Source organism: Wolbachia endosymbiont (group A) of Rhinocyllus conicus, assembly GCF_947250775.1.
Lineage (GTDB): Bacteria > Pseudomonadota > Alphaproteobacteria > Rickettsiales > Anaplasmataceae > Wolbachia.
The window spans coordinates 1,536,253-1,561,872 of sequence record NZ_OX366349.1 but is presented as its reverse complement, the minus strand read 5'-3'; the positions used below and the strand labels follow the sequence as shown (position 1 = coordinate 1,561,872).

Sequence of the window (25,620 nt, the reverse complement as noted above, 5' to 3'; positions counted from 1 at the left end):
TGAGAATGAATTAAAGAACTAAGCAGTGACAGCTACTAGATTCTGTAGCTTTTGAAAGGGGTTCTGGCCATTTAGACGTGATGTCAAAAATATCGACAACATTCTTTCCACGAATCTTTCTCCACGTTCTGACCAGGTGAAAAAGCTGTTTTTACGATAAATTACGTACCGTCTAATTTGCCGTTCTGCAAGGTTATTAGTTGTTTCTATCACTTCAGGTTTTCTTAAAAACTTCCACATCATATCCTCAGATCGTAACATCTTAGCGGCCATTCTTGAAGCTTGAGTGCTATTTGCAACCCTCGTCATTTTACGTAAAAAATGTTTTACCCTTTTCCGAATTTTTCGCACCAGTCGATAAAATCTCAAATTATCTATCAAATTTTGTTTTTTTGCCTTATCTACTACAAACACCTTATTGCTGAGCGATTTTAGTGCTTGGCCAATTTTGCTCACTTCAACATTTTTACTATGGGCAAATCTCTCAAAATCTCTTGCCAGATGTGCCCAACATATCTGTCTATTTTCACGATTGAAGTAATTTTATACAGCGTATCTATCGCTCACAACTATACCATCATATTCTGGCAGTAAACTCTTCAACACCTTCTTACCACGAGACTCGCTTACCTTCAGAAGTGTCAACGCTTTGTTTGTTATTACCCAACTCCAGCCTCTCTTTCCTTGATTTCTGTGCCCTGTTTCGTCTATATGCAAATACTCGCTTCCTTGCAACTCTTCCTTCATTTTCTCATATTCAGATGCACACTTCTTCGATACCCTGCGTTCAGTATTTGAGACTAAACCAAGGCTTATATTTAGATTAAAAATACTGCCCAAAATTTGCTGTACCTCTCTTTTTGAGTTAATAAAAAAGCCGCTAAGGCTGCTTATAACTGTTTTAGCATTGGGTCCTAGAAAATCTCTTGCAACACCTTCGGGTAAATTTGCTGTAATTCTTTTATTACATACTCTACAATGTCCTCTTTGCAACCTGTACTCAGTTACAATTGGCTTAATTTCTGGCAACTCTGCCTTCTGATGAATAATTTCATCTTCTAAAGTAATCTTACCTCCACACATACAAATTGTATCAATTGTGCATCTCACTACCTCTTCTGCAGCCATTAATTCACGCTTATGCACCTTATGTCCTGGCTGACCTCCTGGTTTTTTATCACTTTTCTTTTTTGCTTTCTTACGATATATATCTCGTGATGGTGGCAGCGATGAATTTTGCGAATTTAAGCCCAATTTGTCTTCTAATTCAACTATTTTTGCTTTCAAGCTATCATTTTCTCTGATCAGTGCTTTTATTTCTTCCTTGAGATTAGCGTTTTCTGCTACAACCTTTTCTTGCAGCACTGTTGTCATTTACCCATTCCATATTTAGCTTCCTATCTCTTTACACTTTTATACTTACTTTGTAAACCACCTTATCTCCGTGAACGGTTACGGGGTATGTCTAACTTAGGAAAGATTTTCATAAATGTTGAAAAGTGAAGTGAATAGGCTGGAATATTTATGCTTTTTCCCTGAGTTGTAAAATTTCAGAATGAGAGAGGCCGGTAATTTGAGCTATAACATCAATAGAAACACCGGCCTTAAGTGAGTTTTTGGCTACAGATATTTTAGCTTGTTTTTCGCCCTCTTCTCTCCCTTTTTCTGCACCAATTTTGATACCGCGTTCTTCACCAATTAAGATGCCTTCTTGTCTACCTTCTTGTCTACCTTTTTGAGTAGCATCATCGAGTTTTTGAGCAAGGACAGCCTGTTCATCACGAATACGCTTGATCTCTTGTTCATATGCAATAAATTCTTTTTCTGACCAGTTGAACCTATTTAGTTCTTCATATGCTCTTTTAATTATTAGATCACTTCCTATTATTCTCTCTAGCTCTTCTTCACTAGTTTCATCTGCATATCTAAAGAAGTAGACCCATTTTTCAACTATACTTGAAAGCTGATCTTCTTTGGTTTTTGGAAATTTAGGCAACTCAATAAATATAAAGTAAAAATCTTTTAGATCATGTTCATTAGTATCTTCATCGCGAATGGTATGCTTTGACTTATACTCAGACTTATCAGGAAATAAAATACAATCTGCTATAGCAATAAAGATAATTTCCTTAAGGTCATGATATTGATCACCTTTGTCAGCCTGTCTTGAATAAGCTTTAGCAGCATAGTATTGGGCACGTTTTTCAAAGCCTTTAGTTTTAGCGACCTGCATTTCGACTATCACTTGCAGCCCATTTTCATCTCTACAAAGAACATCAACAATGCTTTGTTTTTTAGAAGCAATATCAGGGTCTTGAATAGTACTTAAGAACTCTATATCCTTTATTGTACTTTTGCCAGTGAAGCCAAGGATATCATTAAGGAAGTGAATAAGAATGTCCTTATTTTTTTCAGTGCCAAAGATGCGCTTGAACGATATATCATTTTTAGGATCGAGAAACTTAGAAATAGCCATAAGAAATCCACTTAAAAAGCATTGGTAATTATACACAATTGTGAAGAAATATTCAAGTTTTTTACATTCAGTTTATAAAACCTTACTTTTTTAAACTTTAGGATATGTTAAAGAAAGAACGGCTGTTAGAGATGACCTGAGAATTGCATTTTAGGCTTTAGATGAAGAGATGATCATCTTTTTATAATTGCCTTATAAAACACCTTAAAACCCCAGCAAATGAATTGATGAGCTATTAAGAGCTTAAAAATATTTATTTTCATTGTGAGAGACTAACCTCCTAATAAAAATACGAGCCTAAAAGCTCAATTACGATTTACCTAACATCGTGAGGACAGGTTTGTCAATCTCTCACACCTTACATTTTAAAATATTCAAAAAATAATATCAACATATTTCGGTAGCAAATTTACGTTGAATCTATATCCTGTAAGTATGGGCGAAAAAAAGAAGGTTACAATATATACAGATGGAGCATGTTCCGGAAATCCGGGGCCTGGTGGATGGGCAGCCGTGGTGATGTATGAAAATAAAAGTGAAAAAACGTATCTCTGGAGGTGAAGAAAACACAACGAATAACAAAATGGAGTTAAAGGCTGTGATTAACGGGCTAAAGATGTTGAAAGTTTCTTGCAAAGTTATTTTACACACTGATAGTCGATATATTAAGCAAGGTATAACAGAGTGGATCAATAAATGGAAGGTAAATGGTTGGAAGACAGCCGATAAAAAGCCAGTGAAGAACAGAGAATTATGGCAGGAACTAGATGAAGTTGCTTTGCAGCATGATATTAATTGGAAGTGGGTTAGAGCTCACAACGATAATATGTACAATGAGGAGGCAGATAGACTTGCTAGAAAGGAATCTAAAAAGCTAAAATATAGAGATTGTGAGGTCAAGAAATCACCAAAAAATAGAGGGAACTCTAAGTTTCATAGATTGGGTGGAGTATTATGGCAATAATTCTTTTAGACACAAAAACTATAAATCGTATAGCAGCGGGAGAGGTAATAGAGAGGCCAGCAAGTGTAGTAAAGGAATTAGTAGAAAATGCAATAGATGCTGGAAGTTCAGAAATAGAGATCAAAATAGAAAGTGGTGGGCGCAATCTTATAACTGTGACAGATAATGGAAATGGAATAGAAAAGGAAGATTTGCAACTTGCGTTTATGCGCCACGCTACTTCAAAATTAAGCGATAGTGAGTTAATAGAAATCAAGCACCTTGGGTTTAGAGGAGAATTCAATTGCAGCAGTAAGTAGAATGAAATTATCGTCTAAGGCAAGTGGAGCAAAGGAAGCATGGTCTATAAGTTATGAAGGAGGAGAAAAAATAGGAGAGGTTATCCCTTGTTCTTTGCTACAGGGTACATATATTGAAGTTCGTGACTTATTTTTTGCTACACCAAATAGACTAAAATTTCTAAAAACCGAGAGGGCAGAAACACAAGCTATAGTTGATATTGTAAATAACTTAGCAATAATTAATTATAGTATTGGGTTTACTCTCACTTCCGGCAATAAAAAGCTCTTAAAATATGTTAAGCAAACTTCATTATTTAACAGATTATGTGAAACAGAAGAAGAATTTCAGAGCAATTCGTTGGAAGTTAAAGAGGAAGAAGAAGGCATCAAACTTAAGGGACACATCTGTAAACCTAATGTCAATCGTGGCAACTCAACTCAGATTTATACGTTTGTTAATGGAAGGCCAATAAAAGACAATCTACTTGTTGGTGCAATTAGATATGCGTATCACGATTTTATTCCAGACAATAGGTATCCTTTTGCAGTGTTGCATTTAGAAGTACCATATGACCAAGTAGATGTAAATGTGCATCCAAATAAATCGGAAGTAAGATTTCAAAATAAGAGGTTAATATATGAAATAGTGAGAAGAGGGCTAATAAAAGCGTTGTCAATGAGAATAGGTACCTCTTCAGTGAGTGATATTGATGGATCTAGGTGTCAAGGTATTGGGGAAGAACTGGGTGGTTCGCCTTTTGATGTTAGTGAAAGTCAAAGGAATAATGAGCGTGTTAATAATGGAAAAAGCAGAGAAGTAAAGGGTCAAAAAGAATTTTACGAAAGGAGGCCAAGTCTTTTAGAAAATCGTCTAATGAAAGAATTCAATGCACCAGATGAAAGGAGGCAAAGCTTACCAGAAACGTTTAAATATGGAGAATCTCCACCCCAAAAGGGAACGATGGTTTTAGAAAGGAAGCAAATTGATTTAATAGCGGATCATCCTCTAGGATATGCACGCTGTCAGGTCTACAATACTTACATTATTGCTGAGGCTAAAGGCAAATTAATTATAGTAGACCAGCACGCAGCCCATGAGAGATTGATATACGAGAGCTTAAAGCAAAAATCAGGCATAAAAAGACAAAAACTTCTTCTTCCTGAAACAGTTGAGATTAAAAACCAAGCAGGAATGGAGATGGTTGAAATGTATAAAGATAAGCTTTTTGAAATGGGTTTTTGTATTGAAATAGAATCAGAAGATAAAATAATGGTGAAAGAAATACCTTCAATCTTGGGAACAATAGATATAAAAGAGATGCTAGTTGATATAGTAGACAAGTTAACGGAAATGGAAGATACGTTGCCAATAGAGGATAAGGTGAATAAAATATCAGCCACAATCGCTTGCCATGGAGCAGGAAGAAAAATGAAATTGGAAGAGATGAATGAGATACTAAGACAAATTGAGAAAACTTCATGTTCTGATCACGGAAGACCAACGTATATAGAAATGAAACTAAGTGATATAGAAAAATTGTTTGAAAGGAGATGAGTTCAGTTTATCAAAGAGGCTCCCAATTAAGTATACATAACAGCTCTTCTGGTTATGGAGTATAAAATTTGAAAAAAGAGAATAAATGCTCTAATTTTTTAGATTACAAAGTAATAGGACAGGAAGTAAGAAATCGTAGATTAGCAAAGGGATATACTCAAAAAGATTTAGCGGAGAAAGTCAGTGTAACGTATCAAGTAGTACTACAATATGAAAAAGGAATACGTAAAATTTCGATTGAAAAGTTATATGCTATAGCAAAAGTGTTATCGGTTGATATTATAGACCTAATTCCTGTATCAAATGAGAAAGCCTGCTTTAAAAATGAAGAACTAAATCTAATAAGAGAATATAAAAAGATTAATGATCAAGGGTTACGTAAGATATTTTGTTTACTAACCAAGTTTGTTCAAATTAGTGAGAAAAGTAGTAAAAAAGCAGAGAAAATAAAAATTGCAAAGGGTCTGGTTAAAGCAGGAGTTTCTGTTGATATTGTTGCAAAAATAATTGGTCTCTCTGCTGATGAATGTATTGAAGAAAAAACGGGTTCTATCTACTACAAAATAGGGAAAAGGATAAAAGAATGGAAGAGAGTACACTCAAAAGGATTTAGCACAGAAGATAGATACAACGCGTGACGAAATAAGCAACTATGAGCAAGGAAGGACTGCTGTTCCACTTATATATGAAATGGCAGAAGCGTTATCGATTAATATCATGGACCTACTTGAATTAACAGAGGATACAGATGATAAAGTGGTACCGAATTTAATTGAAGAATACAAAAAGATTGAAAGTCAAGAACTACGTCATGCACTAATAAGATCTTTGTTTGAAGGCATACGGATTTGTGAGGAGAAAATTAGAGAAGCAGAAAGAACCAAAATTGCAAAGAATTTATTTAAAAAAGGAATTTCTACCGATATTATTTTGCAAACAACAGGCCTCTCTTTAAGCGAAATTCAACAAGCTTAAAATAAAAAAATCATTATATATTAATATTTTCACTTTTTGATGAAAAAATAAGTAAAAAAGATTGAGAAATTGATTTGACTTCACTCAAAAGCTATGGCCTTATGCCAATGCTGATAAAAAACAGCAGTAAATATTTAAAAAAAGTTTGTTGTTAGTGAAGGGTAAATTATATGAATAAAAGTAAAGAAGAAATCGAATTCAGAATATTAGAAAGTAAAGGCAAAGCACTACTTGATCGTGAAATAATAGAAACGTTTCTAAGTGCAGTGCATGAAAGGCCACAAGCTCAAGAAATTGCTAAAAATCTGGTGAATACTTATGCAGGAGTAGGAAGGATTTTAGGTAGAGAAATGGATGACCTGAAAGTTATAGAAGGAGTAACTGATTCTGCAGTAGCAATGATTATGTGCGTTAAGGAAACACTAGAAAGGGTGCTCAGAGAAAAGCTCAAGAGTGAGCCAATAATGGATTTACAAGGGCTAGTAGAATACTTAAACGTAAGTATAGGACACTCAGAGAGGGAATGTGTAAAAATATTGTATTTGAATAAAAGGCGCCAATTAATCGGAGAAGAATCCTATATTGGTGAAATGGAAAAAGCGCCAGTATACATAAAGGAAATTACAAGAAAGGCATTAATAAAAAATGCAACATTAGTAATAATGTCACATAACCATCCTGGAGGAAGCTTAGAACCTTCAGAAGAAGATCAAGCAGTAACAAAGAGCTTGGCAGCAGCGTGTAGTACTGTAAGCGTTAGATTGTTTGATCACATTATTATCACAAGTGCAGGCTATTTTAGCTTTCGAGAAAACGGATTGTTATAGCAGAAAGTATTTGCAAATCTACTCACTATAATTTATAATGAGTAATATAATGTATAATAATAAAGTTTATTGTACGCTTAAAAAGTATTTTTAATAGTGGAGGTAATATGGGTAATAAAATAATCGTACCTTTTGGTGATAAGGAAGGAGGTACTTATGAATTAAACGTTGATCTTGATAAATTATCAGAAGGTGAGATGTTAAATGCTATTATAGGAATTGGTCGTGTTAACCAGCAGTCTACTTTTGTAAGCAAAATTAATAAGGCTAAAAAACCTGGAGAAGTGCCCTTCCCTAATAGAGACGTTCAAATCAACTACGGAAAGGGACTTGATTACATATATGGCACAAAACCTATAAGTGATCAAGAAGATAAAAATCCATTTACCTCTGCCTTGCAAAAAATAAAGCCAAGTATAAGCGAAAGCGAAAAATTGAGCTGGTTTAAAAGTGCTGTGGTAAGAGCAAAAAGTTTAAAAGAGATGAATAAAGTTATAGATGAAGTAATAGATGATGGAGCAAGGCTAAATGCATGTAATGATGGGGAATGGAGTTTCGCAGAGTATGTAGTATTAGGTACACATTTTCATAAATTTGATAAGGTTGATCGTAAAAAGGTAATACGTAAATTAATGTTAAGCGGTGCAGAGTTTCATGATACTCTACTACAGAATAAACTGATAGGTGAAATCTATAATGAGCTACAACCAGAAATTCAGCCACAGATAGATAAGCAACTAGAAGAACTAGGAAAAGCTGGTGAAAGTGCTGTTCAGGAAGGAGCTTTAATAGATCTAGAAATAGATAATAGGACGTTTTTTGTGGAATTCTCTGAGGACAGCAAGGTAGAAGTTGCCAAAGTACTGAAAGCAAACAGAGAGTTAGGAAGTAATATTTTAAAAATTGGCAATGATGCAGTTGAGGTTAAAAGTGAGAAGGGAGGTATAAGAAACTATACCGATATTTCAGATGGCAGCTCTGTCATGTTAGAATTTCCTACGAGCATTGGTAAGCTAAATATTATATTGTACCAAGAGGCAGATCAGGTGCAAGTGAGAGTAGAAAATAAGGAAATGTGGGCTGAGTTACAAAAAAGAGGCGAAGAAATAGGAAAAAACTGTCTCTTTGGAGGAGTGAAACTTAAAGAAGCGGTAGAAAGAGGTAGTTTCACTAGATGTGGCATATGGAGTGAAAAGCAGAAGGAAGTAAGTGAAAAATTGTTTTCATGGGCAGACAAAGTACGTGAAAATAGTAAAGAAACTTGTAGGGCACTTTAATTTAAAGGTTCCAGAGTCTGGCTATTATATCTGGAGCCTTTGAGCTATAATAGAAAATATTATATGTATGGTTCTTTGCGTGGAAAAAATTCTAGACTATGAAGTAGGGGAAAAAGTGAAAAGTTGGAGGTTAGAGAGGGGGTATACTCAGAAAGATTTAGCTGAGAAAATTGGTGTAAAGTATTGGGTAATACTGCAATATGAAAAAGGGAACCGTAGAGTTACAATTGAAAGGTTATATGCTATAGCTGAGGCACTATCAATCAGTATTACGGATCTTATTCCTGTATCAAAAAGCTGTCTTGAAGATAAGGGAGAAGAAATATTAAATTTAGTAAGAAAATATAAAACAATTAATGATCAAGAGTTGCGTAGAATGTTTTGTTTACTAACCAAATTTGTCCAAGTTAGTGAGAAAAGTAGTAGAAAATCGGAAAAAATAAAAATTGCAAAGGGTTTGGTGAAAGCAGGAGTTTCTGTTGATATTGTTTCACAGGCAATTGGCCTCTCTGCTGATGAATGTGTTGAAGAAAAGGTTGGTTCTATCTACTACCAAATAGGGAAAAAGATAAAAGAATGGAGGATAGTGAGGGAGTATACTCAAAAAGATTTAGCAGAGAAAATGAATACAACACGTCACGAAATAAGCAACTATGAACAAGGAAGGACTGCTGTTCCACTTGATAAATTATATGAAATGGCAGAAGCGTTATCGATTAATATTACAGATCTACTAATAGATGAAGGTAGTAAAGTAGAAAATGAGCTACAGGATTTGATAAAAGAATACAAAGAAATTGAGAGCCAAGAACTACGTAAAGCATTAAGAGAGTCTCTGTTTGAAGGTATAAGGATTTGTGAAGAAAAAGTGAGAAAAGCGGAAAGGATCAAAGTTGCAAAGGATTTAGTAAAAGGGGGAATTTCTATTGATATTATTTTGCAAATAGTTGGTTTATCCGCTGATCAAATTGCATGAAAATTTATTTCTAAGTAAGGTATATATGTTTGTTTCTGTAAGAGATATTAGTTCTATAAGTTATAAAATAGGGCAAAAAATAGAAGATTGTAGATTAATGCAAAGGTGTACTCAAGCAGAGTTAGCAAGTAAAATCGGATTAGCATATAAAGAAGTAACCAATTATGAAAATGGGTATATTCCTATTACGATTGAAGTACTATATGTAATAGCAAGATACCGTCTTGTGAGTCAATAAAAAAATTATTCAAACTGTACCGTAATCAAAAAATACTTCCAACCCACATCCTGTATAGCGTTATACACTAACCAACAACATTTAATAAATTTGTGTAAGGTACTATTCCACATAAGATGCGATAAGAGCATTTTTTGATTTTAAACTTCAGATACCATTTTGTTAATCAGCAAGAAAATTCAAGATTAACATTTAACTTCCTTTGTTGCTTTACACCATAGAATAAACTCATCCATCTCCATATTGAGTATTTGCTCAATTCCACCACCCGTGACAGAGCTGAGTGCAAGTACTTTCGATCTCAAGTTTTTTGTATAATCGGTGAAAAAAAATCCTTTAGCACTTCTTGTACTTTAGCATAGTCTGCAATATCCAACTCTTCTACAGTTTCCTTCGTAACCGATGTTAAATTTGCAGTTAGGGTGATTTCCTTACTCAAGTCACTACCATTTAAGCGTTCAATTGCCAAATAATCCCTAACTTTTGGACGCCTAATAGTTAGCTCTGCAACAGAAACCCCATCAACTGTTATTGGATTATTGAGTATTATTGTTTGCATAAGTTTACACTCCTAAAAAATAAAATTCTAAAGTCTTTTGTAATTAATATAGATTGGAAGCATTTTTTAATTTTAAAGTACTAAACCTTTATTCAACCTTCTAGCTCTGTAGTTCTTGATATGATCTGGGTCAAAAGCCTTTCTTGAACTTAAAACACCAAAGACTATATGAAGTAACTTACGCATTGCAGCACCAACTATAGACATAGCATGCTTGCCTTTTTCTTTTAATTTTTCGCAAAAAGTCATAACAATAGGATTGTGATTCTTAGCTACTATAGCAGGAAAATACATTGCCTTACGTAATGTTTGTAAACCGGTTTTACTTAATCTGGGCTTGGCATGTACAGATGAGCCTGATGTTATATTTCGTGGTATAGTTCCAGCGTATGCTGCCAATTGCCTGGCATTTATAAAGGCTTTTATATCAGGAATTTCAGCTAAAATAGCTATTGCTGATTCTTCTCCTATTCCTGGAATAGTTAATAGGAGTTGAAAGTCCTCCAACAAATCTTTGTGTTGTTTTAATAGTTCACGTATGGAGTTTTTTATTGTTTCTATTGATTGTTCTATGTGCATTGCAAGGCTTTCCCAAGCATTTACAACTTCTTCAGATAGTCTCTCTTTTTTTTCTAAATGATTATTTACTAATGTTAACTCATTTTTTAACGCATCTGAGCAACGATAAAGATGTTTTAATTTTTTCTTTTTAGGAGATGGTGGCATCCAACGGGAAGGTTCCTGTTTTTGACAATAATCTGCAATAATCTCTGCATCAATCTGATCATTTTTTTGTCGTGTAAGCTTACTTTTTGCATAAAATCTTATGCAAGCTGGGTTTACAACACTAACAAAATGTCCAGCATTGTATAGAAATTCAGCTAAAGCCTCGCTATAACAACCCGTGAATTCCATGCAAGCTTTTACTTCTTCTACATTATGTTTTTGTAGAAAGTTCAGCAAACCTTGAAACCCTGTATCATCGTTTTTAAACTTCCGTTTTCTAGTTTCACGTTTTCCTTTTTTACTTATAAATGAGAGAGAAACATCAAAGTGTTCTTTTGAAACATCTATACCTAAAAAGTTGTTGATCATATGTAACTCCATATACTACTATTAAAAATGAAAAGTAAGGCTTACCTTGTGAATACAGAATTAGAACCATTTAGGTCTTTCTATGATACCGTCCAGCCTGTACTTTTGAGAAGGGAACTCTTGTCTTGCTAACAGATTTTATATCTAAGATAATCTTCAAAGTTATTCCCTTCTCCACCTAATGCTTAAGCTTAAAACACCAGATGCTTTTTTCAAGATACAAGATAATCTCTAACTTTTGGACGTCTAATGGTAAGCTCTGAGATAGAAATACCATCAACTGTTATTGGATTATCAAGTTTTACTGTTGTCATACTTTCTCCTAAAAAATAAAATTCTAAAATCTTTTTAAAACTAAACCTAAATACCTAAGACCGCTTGTATTACCCCGCCAATAATGTTGCAAATTTTTCTTTTCTTCTCGATTATTTCCAGGAGAGTTTGGTAGCTCTTTTACACGAAATACCACATTTACGTCCTCAAGGTTAATTTCAATTCTCTTGACTAACGTTCTAATAATATCACGTTTAGTTAGCCAGTCTGCGTTATCAAGGTTTGATGTAATATTGGAAGAAAAGTCTTCTAAATTGGTTACAACCAAAGTTAATTCCTGTTTTAATTTCTTTTGATCGAATATCCTTTTCTTCTCCTCTTCAATTGTTTTTAAACTTTGTTTCATTGCTTTAATTCGTGGTTCAAATTCTTCTTGATTAATATATTCTTGAGCATAACTATCAATAAGTCTAGCAATACCACGTTTTAATTTATTTTCTTGTTTCTCTAGTAAATCGCTTTTTTGATCCCATGATGATTTTTTAAGCTCTGAAAGTCTACGCCTGTATTCTTCTAAAACCCTATTTGGATTTTTCAATAAATGCTTAACCTCTTCCCAAACGGCTGTTTCTAATGCATCTGTACGAATGTGTTTATTATCACAAATTTTATTACCACCAAAACGGTAAGAATCTCTACCAATACAACGATAATAAGCATAATGATCAATTTTTTCTCCTCGCTTATTTCTTACAGGACTTCCGTAATATGCATAACGACAACGCTTACATACGATTAAACCTTGTAGTAAATATTTTGCTCCTCTTTCTCTTGTCCTTGCTATTTTTCTATTCTCAGCTAATTGTTCTTGAACTATATCAAATACATCTTCGTCCACTATATTTGGCACTTTAACATAAATCCAATTTGCTTTTTCAACAGAATAGGTAGAGTAATTATCTTTCGGTTGTTCACAAGAATGTTTCTGTGGTCTGATATGTTGTAACTTTATACCTACTTTTGTTTTACCAAAAGCCGCTTGTCCTTTGTAAGCAGGATTTTTTAACATACCCCAAATCACACTTCTATCCCAGTACTTTTTTCCTGTTCGTGTTATAATAGACATAGTGTTTAGCCGACGACACACTTCCCCAATACTTGTCCTTTCTCTTCCTATCCACAAAAATACTTTCCTAACAACATTAGCTTCTTCTTCGTTTATTTCAAATAAAGCTTGTCCTCCTCCCATATATTTATCTATATAACGATAACCATAAGGAGCTCCTCCCATTACGCTTACACAACCTTTATTAGCTGCATAAATCTTTCCGCGACGACTTCGTTCCATAATTTTCGCTCGTTCATATTCTGCTATCATACCTTGCATTTGTAACAGCAATTGAGATTCTGGATTATCGTTAATCTCATAATTTAAGAAAACCGTTTCTGCTCCTGCTTTCTCAAATTCTTCAAGTAATACCATTTGATATGCATATTTTCTAGATAAGCGATCAGGTGAATGAATGTAAATTCTATCAATTTTACCTTCTGTTACTTTATCACGTAACTTTTCTAGATCAGGACGGACTAGATTAGATCCACTGTAGCCATTATCAATAAATTTATACTCACTTAATAATTTGTATCCATCCGTACTAATTTGCTTCTCTAAAGCTGCAACTTGACTTGCTATTGTATTTTCTTGTGCTTGTTTCCCCGAAGAAACTCTTGCATATAAACTCACTGTTACCATTTGATCCTCCTTGAATCCCATTTTTATGTTTTAAATTTTTTTGGCTTACTTGCTTTGACACGGCTTTTTCATAAGCATCTAACAAATACTTTTCTGCCAACCGGTTAGTTTCATAGCTACAGCTAATCCGTATAGCTAATCTCTTATTTCCCATGAACTTTCCTTGAAATAATATGTTCATATCATTCATTGAAACTGATGGTTAATTGATTGTTGGCACTATAAATAAATGGCACTCTTGTTTTTGGACATAGAAGTTTTCGAGAAATGCTTTTCTCTAATTTTACGTTTTTTGCAACATTGTTGGCGGGGTAATTATACCTCCTTGCGGGGTACCAGCAGTTGTGGGGTACAAGGTTTTTGATTCTAGGAAACCAGCCTTTAACCAACTATGGAGAATTTTTCTCTCCATAGGAATGTGCTTCATAAGCCATTCATGGTTAATGTTGTCAAAGCACCCTTTGATATCACCTTCTAGTATCCATTGTGGTCGATTGCGCCTTGCCAGTAATAAGTGACAAGCAACAATAGCATCCGCGCAGGATCTTTTAGATCTAAAGCCATAAGAGTGACGATCACTGATTGTTTCAGCTATCGGTTCCAGAGCAAACAAATATAATGCTTGCATGGCTCTATCTTTTATCGTGGGTATTCCAAGAGGTCTTCTTTTGCCATTAGATTTACTGATATAAATTCGTTTTAGCGGAGAAGGTTTATACCCTCTTTGTTTTAACTGCTTTATTCCTTGAAATTTAGCATTGTAAGTTGACCATAGTTGACGATCTACACCTGCTGTGTTTTTTCCTTGGTTTTCAGTTACTCTTTTAATGGCTAAAGCTTTTCCACTAAAAGAGCGTGTTAAGAGATGTTGTAAAGATTTTACCTTACTCCATCTTCCTTCTTGAACAGCCTTAACAATACGCCTTTGTAGCCTCATAACAACCTTTTGGCATTTCTTCCATGGCAACTGGTTCCATGCTTCGGAGCTGTTGGTAGGTGCACTTACAGTTTTACTTGTAATCATCTGCTTTCCTACCTTAAGTGGTTGACAAAGTTTCTTGTCACGAGGGACCAAATGGAAGTCTGCTCGTTTTCACGCGAATTAATGTTACAAATTCTATCCATTTCGTTACAAAATGGCATTCGCTTTCTCCATTTTCCTTTACCTGCATTTTCATCAGCGTTCCTTGCGGTTTGCTTGCCATATAGGCGGAAATACAGGCTTACCCTGTTCCTTCTGTCATACAACAGTGGGTTAGGTGACTTCTCTATACCGGTGGAGTTATTATTTGCGTACATCTAGAGATGAAAAATGTAACTTATCCACATTACCTTTTGGTCAGAGCTTATCAGCATCTTTAGCTCTTCAATTTTTACGATACTTACGAAGCTTCACTTACGTTCACCATACCACTAGCCTAGCCCTCCAACCACATGATGCTTGTAGTTTATGCTCCTCTTACGATTACGCATCTTCTTTTTCAAGAGGAGGTTCATTGTCCGCATCGCTCGGCACCAACCGGTTACCCGATTCGCACTGATGCGTAGACTCAGATGGCAAAACATCTGGTTTAATAAGTTTTAGAACTCTTTCAGTTTCTTTCTGAAGGAATTCCTCTCCCTTTAAACAATATGACCGAAGACTTTCAGGTCGCACCATCTCGCAAATGTATTGAGCACCTGTAGAATCTCTACAGAGAACATCAACAATACTTTGCTTTTTAGCGGCGATATCAGGGTCTTGAATAGTACTTAAAAACTCTATATCATTTATTTCATTTTTACCAGTAAAGCCAAGAATATCATTGAGGAAGTGAATAAGGATATCTTTATTTTTTTCAGTACCGAAGATACGCTTAAACGATACATCATTTTTGGGATCAAGAAACTTAGAAAAAGCCATGAGACATTAACCTAAAAAGCATTAATAATTATACACAATTCTGAAGAAATGTTCAAGTTTTTTATTTTTTTAAGTTTTGAATGCGTTGATGAAAAAAAATGTCTCCCATAGATGGCTTTAGAATGCTACTACGCACCTTAGAGGTTTTTGGGGGTAGATCTTTTTATAACCCACTCATAAAGCGCCTAAAAACCCCGGCAAATGAATTCATGAGCTATAAAGAGCTTTAAAAACACTTATTTTTGGTGCAAGGGCCTAACAAAAGTGCGAGCGTAAGCCTACCATTAGCTCTCACACCTTTCATAATAAAGAGCTTGAAGTCAACATTTTCATGGTAAATTTATGCTCACCTGTGTAATAATGTGTAGTTTATTTCTGTTAGCGGCATGGCAAAACGTACTACTATCTCCATAAGATACGAAATAGCGCAGAATGTAAGAAGCTGGATATTAAAGCGAAAATATACCCAAAAAGATTTAGCAAATAAAACAGGTATAGAATACTATACGCTGCTAAGGTATGTAAAAGGAAAATGTGGCATTCCAACTGAAAAGTTAAAACGTATAGCAAAGGCATTGTCAGTTCCTATTAGTAATCTACTTCCTCCACCAAGAGAAGACAGTTGTTTTGATAAAGATAAGGCGCAAGAGACGTACGATTTCATGGGAAAATACATGAAAACAAAGGGGAGAGGACCGCGCAAGGCAATTAATGCATTAACCAAATTTATTCGAGCTCAAGAGGAAAGTGATGTAAAAGCAGCAAGAATAAGAATGGCAAAAAATATGCTCGAGTTAGAATTTGATGCTGATATTATCTACCAAGCAACAGGCTTATCAATAGATGAATATGATAACAAAGAGCTAGTTGTCTGTAAGCGTTACAAGGAAGGACAAGAGATGAAGAAATGGAGGATAATAAGGGAATATACTCAAGAGGAATTGGCAAAAGAGCTAGGTGTAGCAAGTTCACAAATACATAACTATGAACAAGGGAAGAGTACCTTTTTGAGCGAGGTGGCATGTAAAGCAGCAGAAATATTATCAGTAGATGCTGAAGATCTAATAACGGAAGAAGATTACTATGAAAGTGAAGACGAGGAAGTAGAAAATGAGCTATTAAGTTCGACGAGAGAATTCAAAAGAATTGATAATCAGGAATCAAGAGATGAACTGAACATACTAATAGAATTTTTATCCCAAAGAAGGCAAATTTACAAAGAAAAGATCGACAAAGCAGAGGGGATCAAAGTTGCAAATAATCTGCTTATATTGGGCATTCCCATCGATATTATCCCCGAGATAACTGGCTTAACTGTAGAGGAACTTGAAACCAAATAGGCATCCATAGCAAGAATTTCATATAGAGCTTATGGTTTCAAAAAAAGCTAACAATAACACAAAGTGTGCTACAAGGTATGAAATAGCACAAAAAGTAAGAAGCTGTAGGTTAAAGCGAGGATATACCCAAAAGGACCTAGCAAATAAAATCGGACTATTATTTGTGCCGAGGAAATGACGCAGTAGATACAAGAATTGATCGAGAAGGGTTTATTCTTCTCCCAAGATTAATTTATTAAATTTTTCCTCAGTTAAAATTTTAACACCTAGTTCTAAAGCTTTGTGATACTTTGACCCTGGATCTTTACCTACAACCACAAAATCCGTATTTTTGGACACACTAGAGCTAACTTTTACACCTAAAGATTCGGCTTTTGCTTGCGCTTCCTTTCTCTCCCTTGACAGCTTGCCAGTAAAAACCACTATTTTACCGCTGAGCGGGGAATTACTAACATTAGCACTTACAGACAGAATAGTTAATTGATTAGTAAGATCACTTACCATTTCAATATTATCCTCATCAGAGAAAAATTCCTCCAAGGAAGTTATGGTCTCTTCGCCTACGCCTATTATGCTCATTAATTCTTCTTCATCAGCAGAATACCAATTTTCATATGAGCCATAATGTTTTGCTAGTAATTTTGCTACGTGTGGTCCTACGAATCTAATTCCCAAAGAAGATATAAATTTTTCAAGAGTTATGGTTTTTCTGCTATTGATAGAATTCAATAGATTAGATACGGATTTCTCAGCCCATCCATTTAGCTCACTTAAGTTGAAATTTTTGAGTTTTTCTTCGAGAGCAAAAATATCAGATATTTTCCTTATCAAACCAAGGTCATAAAAGAACTCTATTTGCTTATCGCCAAAACCTTTAATGTCAAGAACTTCCACAAAATGTTTTAACTTTCCTATTCGCTGTGCTGGGCAATCATTTCCTCCAGAACATATAGCTATAGTTCCCCAGTCATCAACTCTACTGCCACATTCCGGGCAAATATCAGGAAAAACAAACTTTGGTGTATTACGAGGACGAAACTTTTTGTCCACTTCGACTATCTGAGGAATTGTGTCACCCGCTCGTTTCACTACTACAATGTCACCTTCCCTTATGTCCTTACGCTTGATTTCATCTTTATTATACAGATTTGCTCTAGTAATGATCACCCCACCTACATTTATCGGAGCTAATTTAGCAACAGGATTCAATTTGCCCGTTTTGCCTACTTGTATTAATATTTCAACTATCTTAGTTTTTCCTTGAGCTGCTGGAAACTTGTGTGCTATAGCTCCTCTTGGTGCTTTACTGGTATTACCTAGATGATCTTGCAACTCTAAGTTGTTGATTTTATATACTATGCCATCAATATCATAACCTAATTCATGGCGATTATCGTAGATTTTGTTATAGAACCCCAGCATTTCGTCCACATTTTTTGCTAAGCATTGATGTTCATTTACACAGAATCCAAGCTTTTTCAGCGTATTTAATACTTCAGACTGGGTATTTTCTGTTCCACCAATTAAAGAATAGGCAAAATACTTCAGTGGCCTACTAGCGGTGACCTCTGGATTTAGGTGTCTTAGTGAGCCTGACGCTGTGTTGCGTGGATTTGAGAAATTCTTATTTAATTTTAAAAAGTCGTCATTACTTATGTATGCTTCCCCTCTCACCTCTAATCTACCCTTTACATCAGGTAAAACTTTAGGCAATCCTTCTATAGTTGCAACATTTTTTGTTACATCTTCACCGTAATGGCCATCACCTCGAGTTAAACCTTTAATGAACATACCATCCTCATAAATTGCAGTGAAACTTAAGCCATCAATTTTCAGCTCGCACATTATCTTCAGCTCATCTGTATTTAGGAGTTCTCTGGACTTAGCAATAAATTCTTCAATGTCTTCTTGGCTGTAAACTTTGTTTAACGAGAGCATAGGCACAATATGCTGTACCTTGGAAAACCTATCGTCAGGCGCAGTACCAACGGTTTGAATATCTACCTTTTTTACCAGTTCATCGTACTCTGCATCGGTTATTTCTTGCCTATTTTCCCGATAGTACAACTCGTTGTGGCGTTTTATTTCTTCTTGTAGTTTTAATGTATTTTCAGTCATAATTTTTACCTCAACCACTGTTTCAGTATACAGCGTCAGTTGTAAATTAATTATTAACCATTACGTACGTTTTGCATGTATTTTATAAACAAGATTCTCGCTTTGCTTCTACTTTTATATTCAATATATAATATTTAAATAGAAATAGGAAAGTATTTAATTACGTACATTATGAAGTAGTAAAACTTTAATAAAACTCAATAATACTGTATTATATTTGTTCTGCAATTGTGCAAAAAATGACCACTACCGAAAAGAAAGTTGCTGCTGGCTCTCTAAGTGACCAAATAATTCAAGAGATAAAAAATTTGAGGTTATTAAAAGGATACTCTCAAGCGTATGTAGCAAAAGAAATCGGTGTCTCAAAGAGACAGATGGGAAGATATGAAGAAGGGAGAGATAGCCTTTCGCCTAAAAAATTTGAGGATATCTTAAAAGTATTATCAATTGATGTTGAAGCTACATTTTCTAAATTAATAAAAGAAAATTGTATTAACAGCAAAGATGAGAAAGCATTAAGTGTAGTGCAAAATTTTAAAAAATTTAAGGACCAAGAACTTCGCAATGCATTATGTGTACTAGTCAAGATTTTATCAGAAGGTACTCAAATAAACAAGAGTATAACTGGTACAAAGCCTTTGAGCAACAAAATAAGACAAAAGTTAAAAGATTGGAGGTTTGTACAAGTGTGTACTCAAACGGATTTAGGAGACAAAGCAGGGTTATCACCTCAGCAAATACACAGATATGAGCAAGGAGTAAATGACATATCATTTAACAGGATATCTGAAATGGAAAAAGCATTATCATTGAGTAATGGAGCACTACTGCCAAGATCAAAAGACGAAATTTATTATGAAGATGAAGATACTGAAGGAGAAAAAAAAGTATTAAGTTTTATGAGAGGGTATCAAAATATAAGGAACGAAAGACTACAGAATACCATTTGTTCGTTTTTATCTGAGATTGCAAAAATTTGTGAAGAAGAACAGACACTTTGAGAGACTACAGATAGCAGCGCTAACATATGCGTCAAATGGAGCTATCTTCTCCTTCCCTTATACTTACCCTGGGTTGAAGCTTGAGCTTTTACAAATAGCTCCCAATATCCCTTCTCATCGCCTTCTTCTGCTATCAATTGAACCAAACGCTGCATCAACCCATCATTCAGTATAACCATTTTTGTCCACTTACCCACTGGCTTTACAATATCGACTACTTTTAGATTTTCTTTATAGACCTGGATGTCATGATTCTCAACTTGATCTGTTTTCTTTTCACTCTCTCCCAAATGAAATGTTCTGACGAGGTTTTTGTATATTCCCCTAAAAAAAAGAAATATTTTAATAGCAATAATTAATATTGTACCGTATATAACGATCTGCTCGTAAGACATCTCCACTACTCTAAAATGATTCCATGAAGCATAAATAATTCTATAATTTCTTCGTTTTTATTCGCTTCAGCGTTTTCTAGCGCTGTGTAACCTTCTTCAGAGTTATAAGAACATTTCAGATGAACGTTTGCCTTTTTCTCTAGCAATAATTCCACAATTTCTTTATTGCCATTCATAACAGCAAGATGTAGCGGAGTACAACCATCTCTTCCGATTGCGTTAACATCTGCTCTATTTTGCAATAAAAGCTCCACATGATCTTTTTTATTCAATGAAACTGCAAGGAGAAGAGGAGTACTTCCTTCTATATTTTTAGCTTCGAGAAAAGCTCCCCCTTTTATCAGCAACCCCAACATTACTCCATCAGCATATTGTACAGCCAAATGAAGGGGAGATTTACCTAAACGATTTAGGCAATCAATATCCCCACCACATTGCAACAACTTCTGCATAACTTCCAAATGCTTATACTTTATGGCTTTGTTGCATCGCTAGCTATGATGGATTAAAGATAAAAAAGATGGAGAATATCAGTAGCTTATTATTCTGGTATTTATAACAAGAACGGTCAGTGAATACCTAAATTTGAGTAAAAGAAATTTCACTACCACTCACTAATCCGGCTAAAATTCAAGAATTTCAATGCTTTAGCTATTTTCAATAGAATTAAGTTTATTAATATAAATAATAAATTACTATTCTTAAATTTGATCAGATTGATTGCAAAAAAACAAGATTTTCAATAGGTTGCTTATAATCCTAGCTATAGTTAGCCTTTCATAAGTAGCGATGCAACAAAGCCATACTTTATTGAATAATGTAAAGGAGTATCACCATAAATGTTATGGACATTAATATTTTTAGTCCTTACTACAACAATTCGTACTATTTCTATAAACTCAAGTATGGAAGCAATGTGTAGTATTGTATTGCCTTCTCTATCTGCAGCATCAACGTTAGCACCATGTTTGACAAGGAATCGAATGATATTATAAAAGTTCTTTTCTGCAGCAAAATGTAAAAAACGAACACCCAATCTACTATTTATGATCCATTTGAAGACTGCACTAACTAATAAAGAAAAGAGGCTAGGATTTCTAAACTTATAGATTTTCTTTGATGCTTCATCTAAAATCTTTTCTACTGTCATAGCAACCCCACAAAAAATGTGTTTGTATTAGAGTATGCAGCGATAAATGTTTTGAAATTATTAACCGTTGCGTACGTCTTGCATGCATTTTACAAACGTAATTCTCGCTTTACTACTACTTTTATATTCAATAGATAATATTTAAATAGAAATAGAAAAGTATTTAAGGTAATATATGAATATAGAAATCTATTCCTTAGAAATTTGCTCTGAATTTTCTTTACTTACTGGTTTTTTTGACCGCGATACTGAAACTTGCTATAGTCTTTACTCAAGATTAAAACCTCATTCGATTTTTTTCAGTTGCCCATTCCATAACTCCATTTGGGTTCAATGATGTGGTATTCTGTATACATATCCCGTATTTCCTCACAATCATTATACGATAACATCACGAGTCGACAAAAGTTTCTTCATGGTCAAAATCTCTACCTCTTCTTCCGTATAGTTTTTGATCAATTAAATAAGGAGGATCACAATATATTTACATGTTTAGGAATACTTTTTTTAAAGTCAGCTAAATCCACAGTAAGATTTTTAATTGAGCAATCTTTCTATTGAACTTAGTGTAAAACGTGGGTGTCCTGGCGCCCGACAATGTTGTACCGCTGAAAGATGAGCGATTTAATGCAAAAAATGCTGCAGCAATTTCAACTCTATCTTTCAAGGTGAAAAATGTTTTTTGTAGGCTATAAAACATGGAAGATGTCATATTTTGGTATTTCCGCACTACCTCTGCAAGACAAGAAGCATCTTCTAAAAGCACCTGCCAAAATTTTACTAATGGTTCAAAGGCGTCATAGCCATAAACTTTTGTTCCTCTGCTGGCTAATGCTAACTCCTCCACCTACAAAAGGAGCACAAAGCGTAGGTAACCCTTTTGGAATATATTTATTAATAATTTGAGAAACGGCACGACTCTTGCCACCAGGATAACGAAGAGGAGACTTTACAAGCAAAATTTGTTTCCTTTTCTTTATTTGCTACACTGAAAATATGTCTGCATTAGAAGTTGCCAATCTATTCTCTGGAAATTTGCTTAGAATTTTCTTTTACTGGTTCAATTGACACATCTTGAATTTCTTCTTCCGGCTTGTTTGGTTCAGCTAGAGTTGACTCTTCTTTAGATACTGCCTCTTTAGATTCTGCTGCTAATTTGCGTTGTTTGATAAATTTCTTCAATGTTTTGACTGCGATAAAGTTTATACTGAAAACACATGCAGAAGTTATTGCTAATGCTGGAAGAGGAGCTAAATTGAACATCGGCAAAATTGCCACAATCGTGCCAGATGTCAGTAAAAATGCTAACTTCTTGCTCCCGATTATCTTGTTTTTCTTAACCTTTATGGGGTTTAATTTTTTTATTTTCCCTTTTAGCTTTTTGAAGCCTTTTTTGAACACGTTGCCCTTTTTCAGCTCTTTTTCTACGGGTTTTGCTTTCTTTGTTTTTAAGCTTTTTATTTTCTCTTTTATTCCTTTTTTATCTTTTTTTACTTTAGAGGTCTTCTCCATCAACTTTAGAGGTTGCTCATGTAGCGGTTTTGGCTTATCGTTTGAAATTTTAGCTTCTTGCCCCTTAGTCACAGTTTTATGCTTTTTGGGCGAAACTATGTTTTTTAAACCTTTCTTTGCTTTGTGGTATAATTTCTTTAGTCTGCTTGGCATTTTTATGTAAATTAAGATACGATATCGCAAAATTTATCGATTACTTTTTGATTACCTTCTATCATTGCATTTGCCTCCTGCTGCAGACATTTAATATTTTTAGGTGTTACATTATCCATCTCAGCCGACGCTATTGTCAGTTGTGATTGTATTCTTACGTATCTGTCGTCCATTACGTTACCTAGCTGGTAATTTACTACATCAAGGCTTGATGCAAACATCACATTTAACAGCGGCTTTATCCAGGCTATCTTTCCTAATTTCCTATACTTTATTCGATTAGATAGCCGACCTGTGCCAATTGATACCAGCACTATTTCTTCATTAGGGAAAAGTTTTTTGCTATTTGCATATGCACAAGCCGCTGGGTTATTGGCAAAAACACCGCCATCCACTAGTACTCTTGTATCTTTGTTCACTTCTAAATACTTAGGTGCAAAGTATGTTGGTGCTGCTGTTGTGGCTCTGAGTGCATCTTTCAACTTGATAAAATTTCTGTCTTCTCTCCAGCTTTTGAAGAAAAATGGACAGTTATTGTGAATATCATAACTTGTTATCAGTACCTTGCTTAAAGTATTTTTTAGAATATCCTCACCAAAATACTTATCCAGTACTGATTCGATGTTTTCGTATGGGTATTGTGCGCAGTTAAACCAAGACAGTATTGATTGTCTAAAAAATGAAGACTTGAAAATATATGCTCCATACTCCTGGTAAAGCTCAACTAAATCATTAGCTGATACCAATTCCCACTATACAAAGAACAGATAGAAGATAATGGAAAAAAAGCTATACTAAAGTAAGTGAAATAGCGAGGTTTAAATGGCATTAAGGTCAAAACTATTAGACGAAAAAGTTGTAAATTTGGCGAAAGAAATGTTAAAAAAGGTCAGAAATAATGCATATGTTTCAAAAAAGTTACAAGCGGTAATAGCAGGAAAAGAAAGTAGTATAAGCGCTGTAGCAAGAATATGTAAAATTTCAAGGACTGCTTTGACTGAATGGATAAAGCATCTAAAATTTGGTAGAGTAGAAAAACTATTTGCCCCGTCTCAGCGGCGAAGAAAAAGCAAATTAAACAAAAATCAACGTAAGCAAATTGAAATATGGGTAGAAAAAAATCCAAATATTACTATTAAGGAAGTGCGAATAAAAATCTCAGAGGAATTTGACCTAAACATCGGTAAATCAACAGTGCACCGTGAGATACAAAGGATGAAATTTTCTTACATAACACCAAGGCCAATGCACCATAAACAAGATAAAAACAAGCAAGAAGAGTTTAAAAAATACTTCAATAAAATAGTCAATTCCCACCCTGAAAAGGAGGTATTTTTTTGATGAATCACGATTTGGAACTCATTCAAAAATCGGACACGGATGGTTCAAAAAAGGGATCAGAACGCAGGTTAAAATAAAAATCGGTAGACAAAATTTCTATATCTACAGTGCGGTAAATCCAAGAAGTGGTAAGGAAATTAGCCTACTTGCTCCATATGTAAACACTGATTGTATGAATATATTTCTGGAGCAGATGTCGAAAGATTTAGGCACGAAAGAAGCCTTTCTTGTAATGGATTGTGCAAGTTGGCATAGATCAAAAAGTTTGAAATTTCAGGAAAACATTACCATTATATACTTGCCTCCTTATTCACCTGAACTGAATCCTGTTGAGAGGTTGTGGCAATATATCAAACACAATACTTTACGCAACAGAGTCTACGATACCATAGGCTTACTTGAAGATGTTGTGTGTAATTTTATTGTCAGTATTTCCAGCACTACTATTAAACGAGTTTGTAATGTTTCTTATTTGTTCGATTAGTAATGGAATTTGGTATGAATATTGAGGATTTCCTTGGTTATCTTTCTTGCATAACCCAGCAACAACAATACCGCCTGTTGATGTACCAGCCACCAGATCAAAGATTTCTGCTACCTTTTTTCTTGATCTTTTTTCTATTTCTGCTAGTATTATCGCTGGTATTATTCCTCTTATGCCTCCGCCATCTACTGAAAGTATATATTTTGTCATGTTTAGATATTTATTAGTTCTGTTGACTTGCTCACTTTTATCAGGATGTGTTCCTTGTCCAAAAGCTACAGTTTGTTTTACACCTAGAGAAAATTGTACTAATCAAATAACCAATGCTATAGATCAAGCTCAAAAATCCATATTAGTTCAGGCATACAGGTTTACTTCAAAGCCAATTGCACAATCTTTAATTAGAGCAAAAAAACGTGGTGTTGATATTAAGGTTATCCTAGATGAATCACAGGTCAGATCAAAATACAGTGTCATCAATGAATTATTTGGGCAAAAAATACTGATATACATAGACTATAAACCTGCAATTTCACACAGCAAAATTATGATCATTGATAATCAAAAAATCATAACTGGATCTTTTAATTTTTCCGATGCTGCACAGAAAAAAAATGCTGAGAATCTACTGGTTATAACAGGAAGCCCTTCATTAGTTGAACAATACGTTGAAAATTGGAAAGATCGTCAATCTCAATCTGAGGTTTATATACCATTAGCAGAAAAATAATTACTTGTACTTCGAGTTAGCTTTGAATTCATCCAATTCCTCAGAAAGATTTTTTACCCGTTCTTCCAGGCGATATACCGTAACAGTCAATCCGTTGTTCTGCTCTATAAATTTATCATGCATGTGTACCCGTAAATCTAGCTTGGCAAGCCACCATATCGCCGCTACCGTCTGTATTAACATCGTTACAATTACTGCTAATGGTATTTTTTGATTTTGCATAATGTAATAATTTATTGTAGAT

General features: G+C 34.5%; 21 protein-coding genes and 7 pseudogenes. 11 read left to right on the top strand and 17 right to left on the bottom strand.

Going from position 1 to position 25,620, the window contains the following annotated elements; all coding sequences use genetic code 11:
• Positions 1-18: 18 nt before the first annotated feature.
• Together tnpC and OOK92_RS07745 are read right to left on the bottom strand one after the other, a co-directional pair.
• Positions 19-1,374, bottom strand: a pseudogene (tnpC, locus tag OOK92_RS07750) (IS66 family transposase).
• Positions 1,375-1,522: 148 nt separating this feature from the next.
• Positions 1,523-2,476, bottom strand: a complete 954-nt coding sequence (locus OOK92_RS07745) for an Rpn family recombination-promoting nuclease/putative transposase (protein WP_264735766.1) — start codon at positions 2,474-2,476, stop codon at positions 1,523-1,525.
• A 435-nt stretch (positions 2,477-2,911) separates the two neighbouring features.
• On the opposite strand from OOK92_RS07745, the pseudogene rnhA reads away from it, so the two are divergent.
• The 7 genes and pseudogenes from rnhA (at position 2,912) to OOK92_RS07710 (ending at position 9,569) form a co-directional block, all read left to right on the top strand.
• Positions 2,912-3,440, top strand: a pseudogene (gene rnhA, locus OOK92_RS07740) (ribonuclease HI).
• Positions 3,431-5,276: pseudogene (gene mutL / locus OOK92_RS07735) on the top strand (DNA mismatch repair endonuclease MutL). Before rnhA ends, mutL begins: the two co-directional pseudogenes overlap by 10 nt.
• 68 nt (positions 5,277-5,344) lie before the next feature.
• Positions 5,345-6,251: pseudogene (wmk, locus tag OOK92_RS07730) on the top strand (WO male-killing family protein Wmk).
• A gap of 170 nt (positions 6,252-6,421) precedes the next feature.
• Complete coding sequence (locus OOK92_RS07725) at positions 6,422-7,078, top strand: JAB domain-containing protein (RefSeq protein ID WP_264735765.1); 657 nt, start codon at positions 6,422-6,424, stop codon at positions 7,076-7,078.
• Positions 7,079-7,185: 107 nt separating this feature from the next.
• Positions 7,186-8,355, top strand: a complete 1,170-nt coding sequence (locus OOK92_RS07720; RefSeq protein ID WP_264735764.1) for a hypothetical protein — start codon at positions 7,186-7,188, stop codon at positions 8,353-8,355.
• A gap of 67 nt (positions 8,356-8,422) precedes the next feature.
• Complete coding sequence (wmk, locus tag OOK92_RS07715) at positions 8,423-9,331, top strand: WO male-killing family protein Wmk (protein ID WP_264735763.1); 909 nt, start codon at positions 8,423-8,425, stop codon at positions 9,329-9,331.
• 25 nt (positions 9,332-9,356) lie between these two features.
• Complete coding sequence (locus OOK92_RS07710; protein WP_264735762.1) at positions 9,357-9,569, top strand: helix-turn-helix domain-containing protein; 213 nt, start codon at positions 9,357-9,359, stop codon at positions 9,567-9,569.
• Positions 9,570-9,870: 301 nt separating this feature from the next.
• Here the strand turns inward: OOK92_RS07710 and OOK92_RS07705 are convergent, their stop codons facing one another.
• The 6 genes and pseudogenes from OOK92_RS07705 to OOK92_RS08430 all read right to left on the bottom strand — a co-directional run.
• Positions 9,871-10,128 carry a phage tail assembly protein gene (locus OOK92_RS07705; RefSeq protein ID WP_264735355.1) on the bottom strand — a complete coding sequence of 86 codons (258 nt, stop codon included), beginning with the start codon at positions 10,126-10,128 and terminating at the stop codon, positions 9,871-9,873.
• A 72-nt stretch (positions 10,129-10,200) separates the two neighbouring features.
• Positions 10,201-11,223: an IS110 family RNA-guided transposase gene (locus tag OOK92_RS07700; protein ID WP_264735356.1), complete on the bottom strand. Its 1,023-nt coding sequence runs from the start codon at positions 11,221-11,223 to the stop codon at positions 10,201-10,203.
• Positions 11,224-11,444: 221 nt separating this feature from the next.
• Positions 11,445-11,537: pseudogene (locus OOK92_RS07695) on the bottom strand (phage tail assembly protein); the annotation flags it as partial.
• A 23-nt stretch (positions 11,538-11,560) separates the two neighbouring features.
• The gene (locus OOK92_RS07690; protein WP_264735761.1) at positions 11,561-13,270 is read right to left on the bottom strand and encodes a recombinase family protein; all 1,710 of its coding nucleotides are present in this window, start codon (positions 13,268-13,270) and stop codon (positions 11,561-11,563) included.
• 262 nt (positions 13,271-13,532) lie between these two features.
• Complete coding sequence (locus OOK92_RS07685) at positions 13,533-14,273, bottom strand: reverse transcriptase N-terminal domain-containing protein (protein ID WP_264735505.1); 741 nt, start codon at positions 14,271-14,273, stop codon at positions 13,533-13,535.
• A 633-nt stretch (positions 14,274-14,906) separates the two neighbouring features.
• Positions 14,907-15,152: pseudogene (locus OOK92_RS08430) on the bottom strand (PD-(D/E)XK nuclease family transposase); the annotation flags it as partial.
• Positions 15,153-15,538: 386 nt separating this feature from the next.
• On the opposite strand from OOK92_RS08430, the gene wmk (OOK92_RS07675) reads away from it, so the two are divergent.
• On the top strand, positions 15,539-16,492 hold the full coding sequence (wmk, locus tag OOK92_RS07675) for a WO male-killing family protein Wmk (protein ID WP_264735758.1): 954 nt from the start codon (positions 15,539-15,541) through the stop codon (positions 16,490-16,492).
• Between the two features lie 210 nt (positions 16,493-16,702).
• On the opposite strand, the gene ligA is transcribed toward wmk (OOK92_RS07675), so the two are convergent.
• Complete coding sequence (gene ligA, locus OOK92_RS07670; protein WP_264735757.1) at positions 16,703-18,610, bottom strand: NAD-dependent DNA ligase LigA; 1,908 nt, start codon at positions 18,608-18,610, stop codon at positions 16,703-16,705.
• Positions 18,611-18,849: 239 nt separating this feature from the next.
• On the opposite strand from ligA, the gene OOK92_RS07665 reads away from it, so the two are divergent.
• Complete coding sequence (locus OOK92_RS07665; protein ID WP_253308909.1) at positions 18,850-19,611, top strand: helix-turn-helix transcriptional regulator; 762 nt, start codon at positions 18,850-18,852, stop codon at positions 19,609-19,611.
• A 41-nt stretch (positions 19,612-19,652) separates the two neighbouring features.
• Here OOK92_RS07665 and OOK92_RS07660 read toward each other — a convergent pair whose 3' ends face one another.
• The 6 genes from OOK92_RS07660 to OOK92_RS07635 all read right to left on the bottom strand — a co-directional run bounded on the left by OOK92_RS07660 (position 19,653) and on the right by OOK92_RS07635 (position 23,567).
• Entirely contained in the window at positions 19,653-20,006 is a 354-nt protein-coding gene (locus OOK92_RS07660) for a hypothetical protein (RefSeq protein WP_264736412.1), read from the bottom strand.
• Between the two features lie 5 nt (positions 20,007-20,011).
• Positions 20,012-20,458: an ankyrin repeat domain-containing protein gene (locus OOK92_RS07655; RefSeq protein WP_264735756.1), complete on the bottom strand. Its 447-nt coding sequence runs from the start codon at positions 20,456-20,458 to the stop codon at positions 20,012-20,014.
• A 317-nt stretch (positions 20,459-20,775) separates the two neighbouring features.
• Entirely contained in the window at positions 20,776-21,156 is a 381-nt protein-coding gene (locus OOK92_RS07650) for an ankyrin repeat domain-containing protein (protein WP_264735755.1), read from the bottom strand.
• Between the two features lie 517 nt (positions 21,157-21,673).
• Positions 21,674-22,003, bottom strand: coding sequence for a hypothetical protein (locus OOK92_RS07645; protein ID WP_253308912.1), 330 nt, complete (start codon positions 22,001-22,003; stop codon positions 21,674-21,676).
• A 173-nt stretch (positions 22,004-22,176) separates the two neighbouring features.
• Entirely contained in the window at positions 22,177-22,821 is a 645-nt protein-coding gene (locus OOK92_RS07640; RefSeq protein WP_253308913.1) for a hypothetical protein, read from the bottom strand.
• Between the two features lie 11 nt (positions 22,822-22,832).
• Positions 22,833-23,567 carry a patatin-like phospholipase family protein gene (locus OOK92_RS07635; protein WP_264735754.1) on the bottom strand — a complete coding sequence of 245 codons (735 nt, stop codon included), beginning with the start codon at positions 23,565-23,567 and terminating at the stop codon, positions 22,833-22,835.
• Between the two features lie 76 nt (positions 23,568-23,643).
• Here OOK92_RS07635 and OOK92_RS07630 point away from each other — a divergent pair.
• Positions 23,644-24,646, top strand: a protein-coding gene (locus OOK92_RS07630; protein WP_264735405.1) for an IS630 family transposase whose coding sequence is annotated in 2 segments (ribosomal slippage) — positions 23,644-24,153 and positions 24,155-24,646 — 1,002 coding nt in all. Because the reading frame shifts where the segments join, the coding sequence is not laid out codon by codon here.
• A 39-nt stretch (positions 24,647-24,685) separates the two neighbouring features.
• Here the strand turns inward: OOK92_RS07630 and OOK92_RS07625 are convergent.
• Positions 24,686-24,856, bottom strand: a pseudogene (locus OOK92_RS07625) (patatin-like phospholipase family protein); the annotation flags it as partial.
• Here OOK92_RS07625 and OOK92_RS07620 point away from each other — a divergent pair.
• On the top strand, positions 24,855-25,376 hold the full coding sequence (locus tag OOK92_RS07620; protein ID WP_264735752.1) for a phospholipase D family nuclease: 522 nt from the start codon (positions 24,855-24,857) through the stop codon (positions 25,374-25,376). The pseudogene OOK92_RS07625 and the gene OOK92_RS07620 overlap by 2 nt on opposite strands.
• Here OOK92_RS07620 and OOK92_RS07615 read toward each other — a convergent pair whose 3' ends face one another.
• Positions 25,377-25,598, bottom strand: a complete 222-nt coding sequence (locus OOK92_RS07615) for a hypothetical protein (RefSeq protein WP_264688177.1) — start codon at positions 25,596-25,598, stop codon at positions 25,377-25,379.
• Positions 25,599-25,620: the final 22 nt, after the last annotated feature.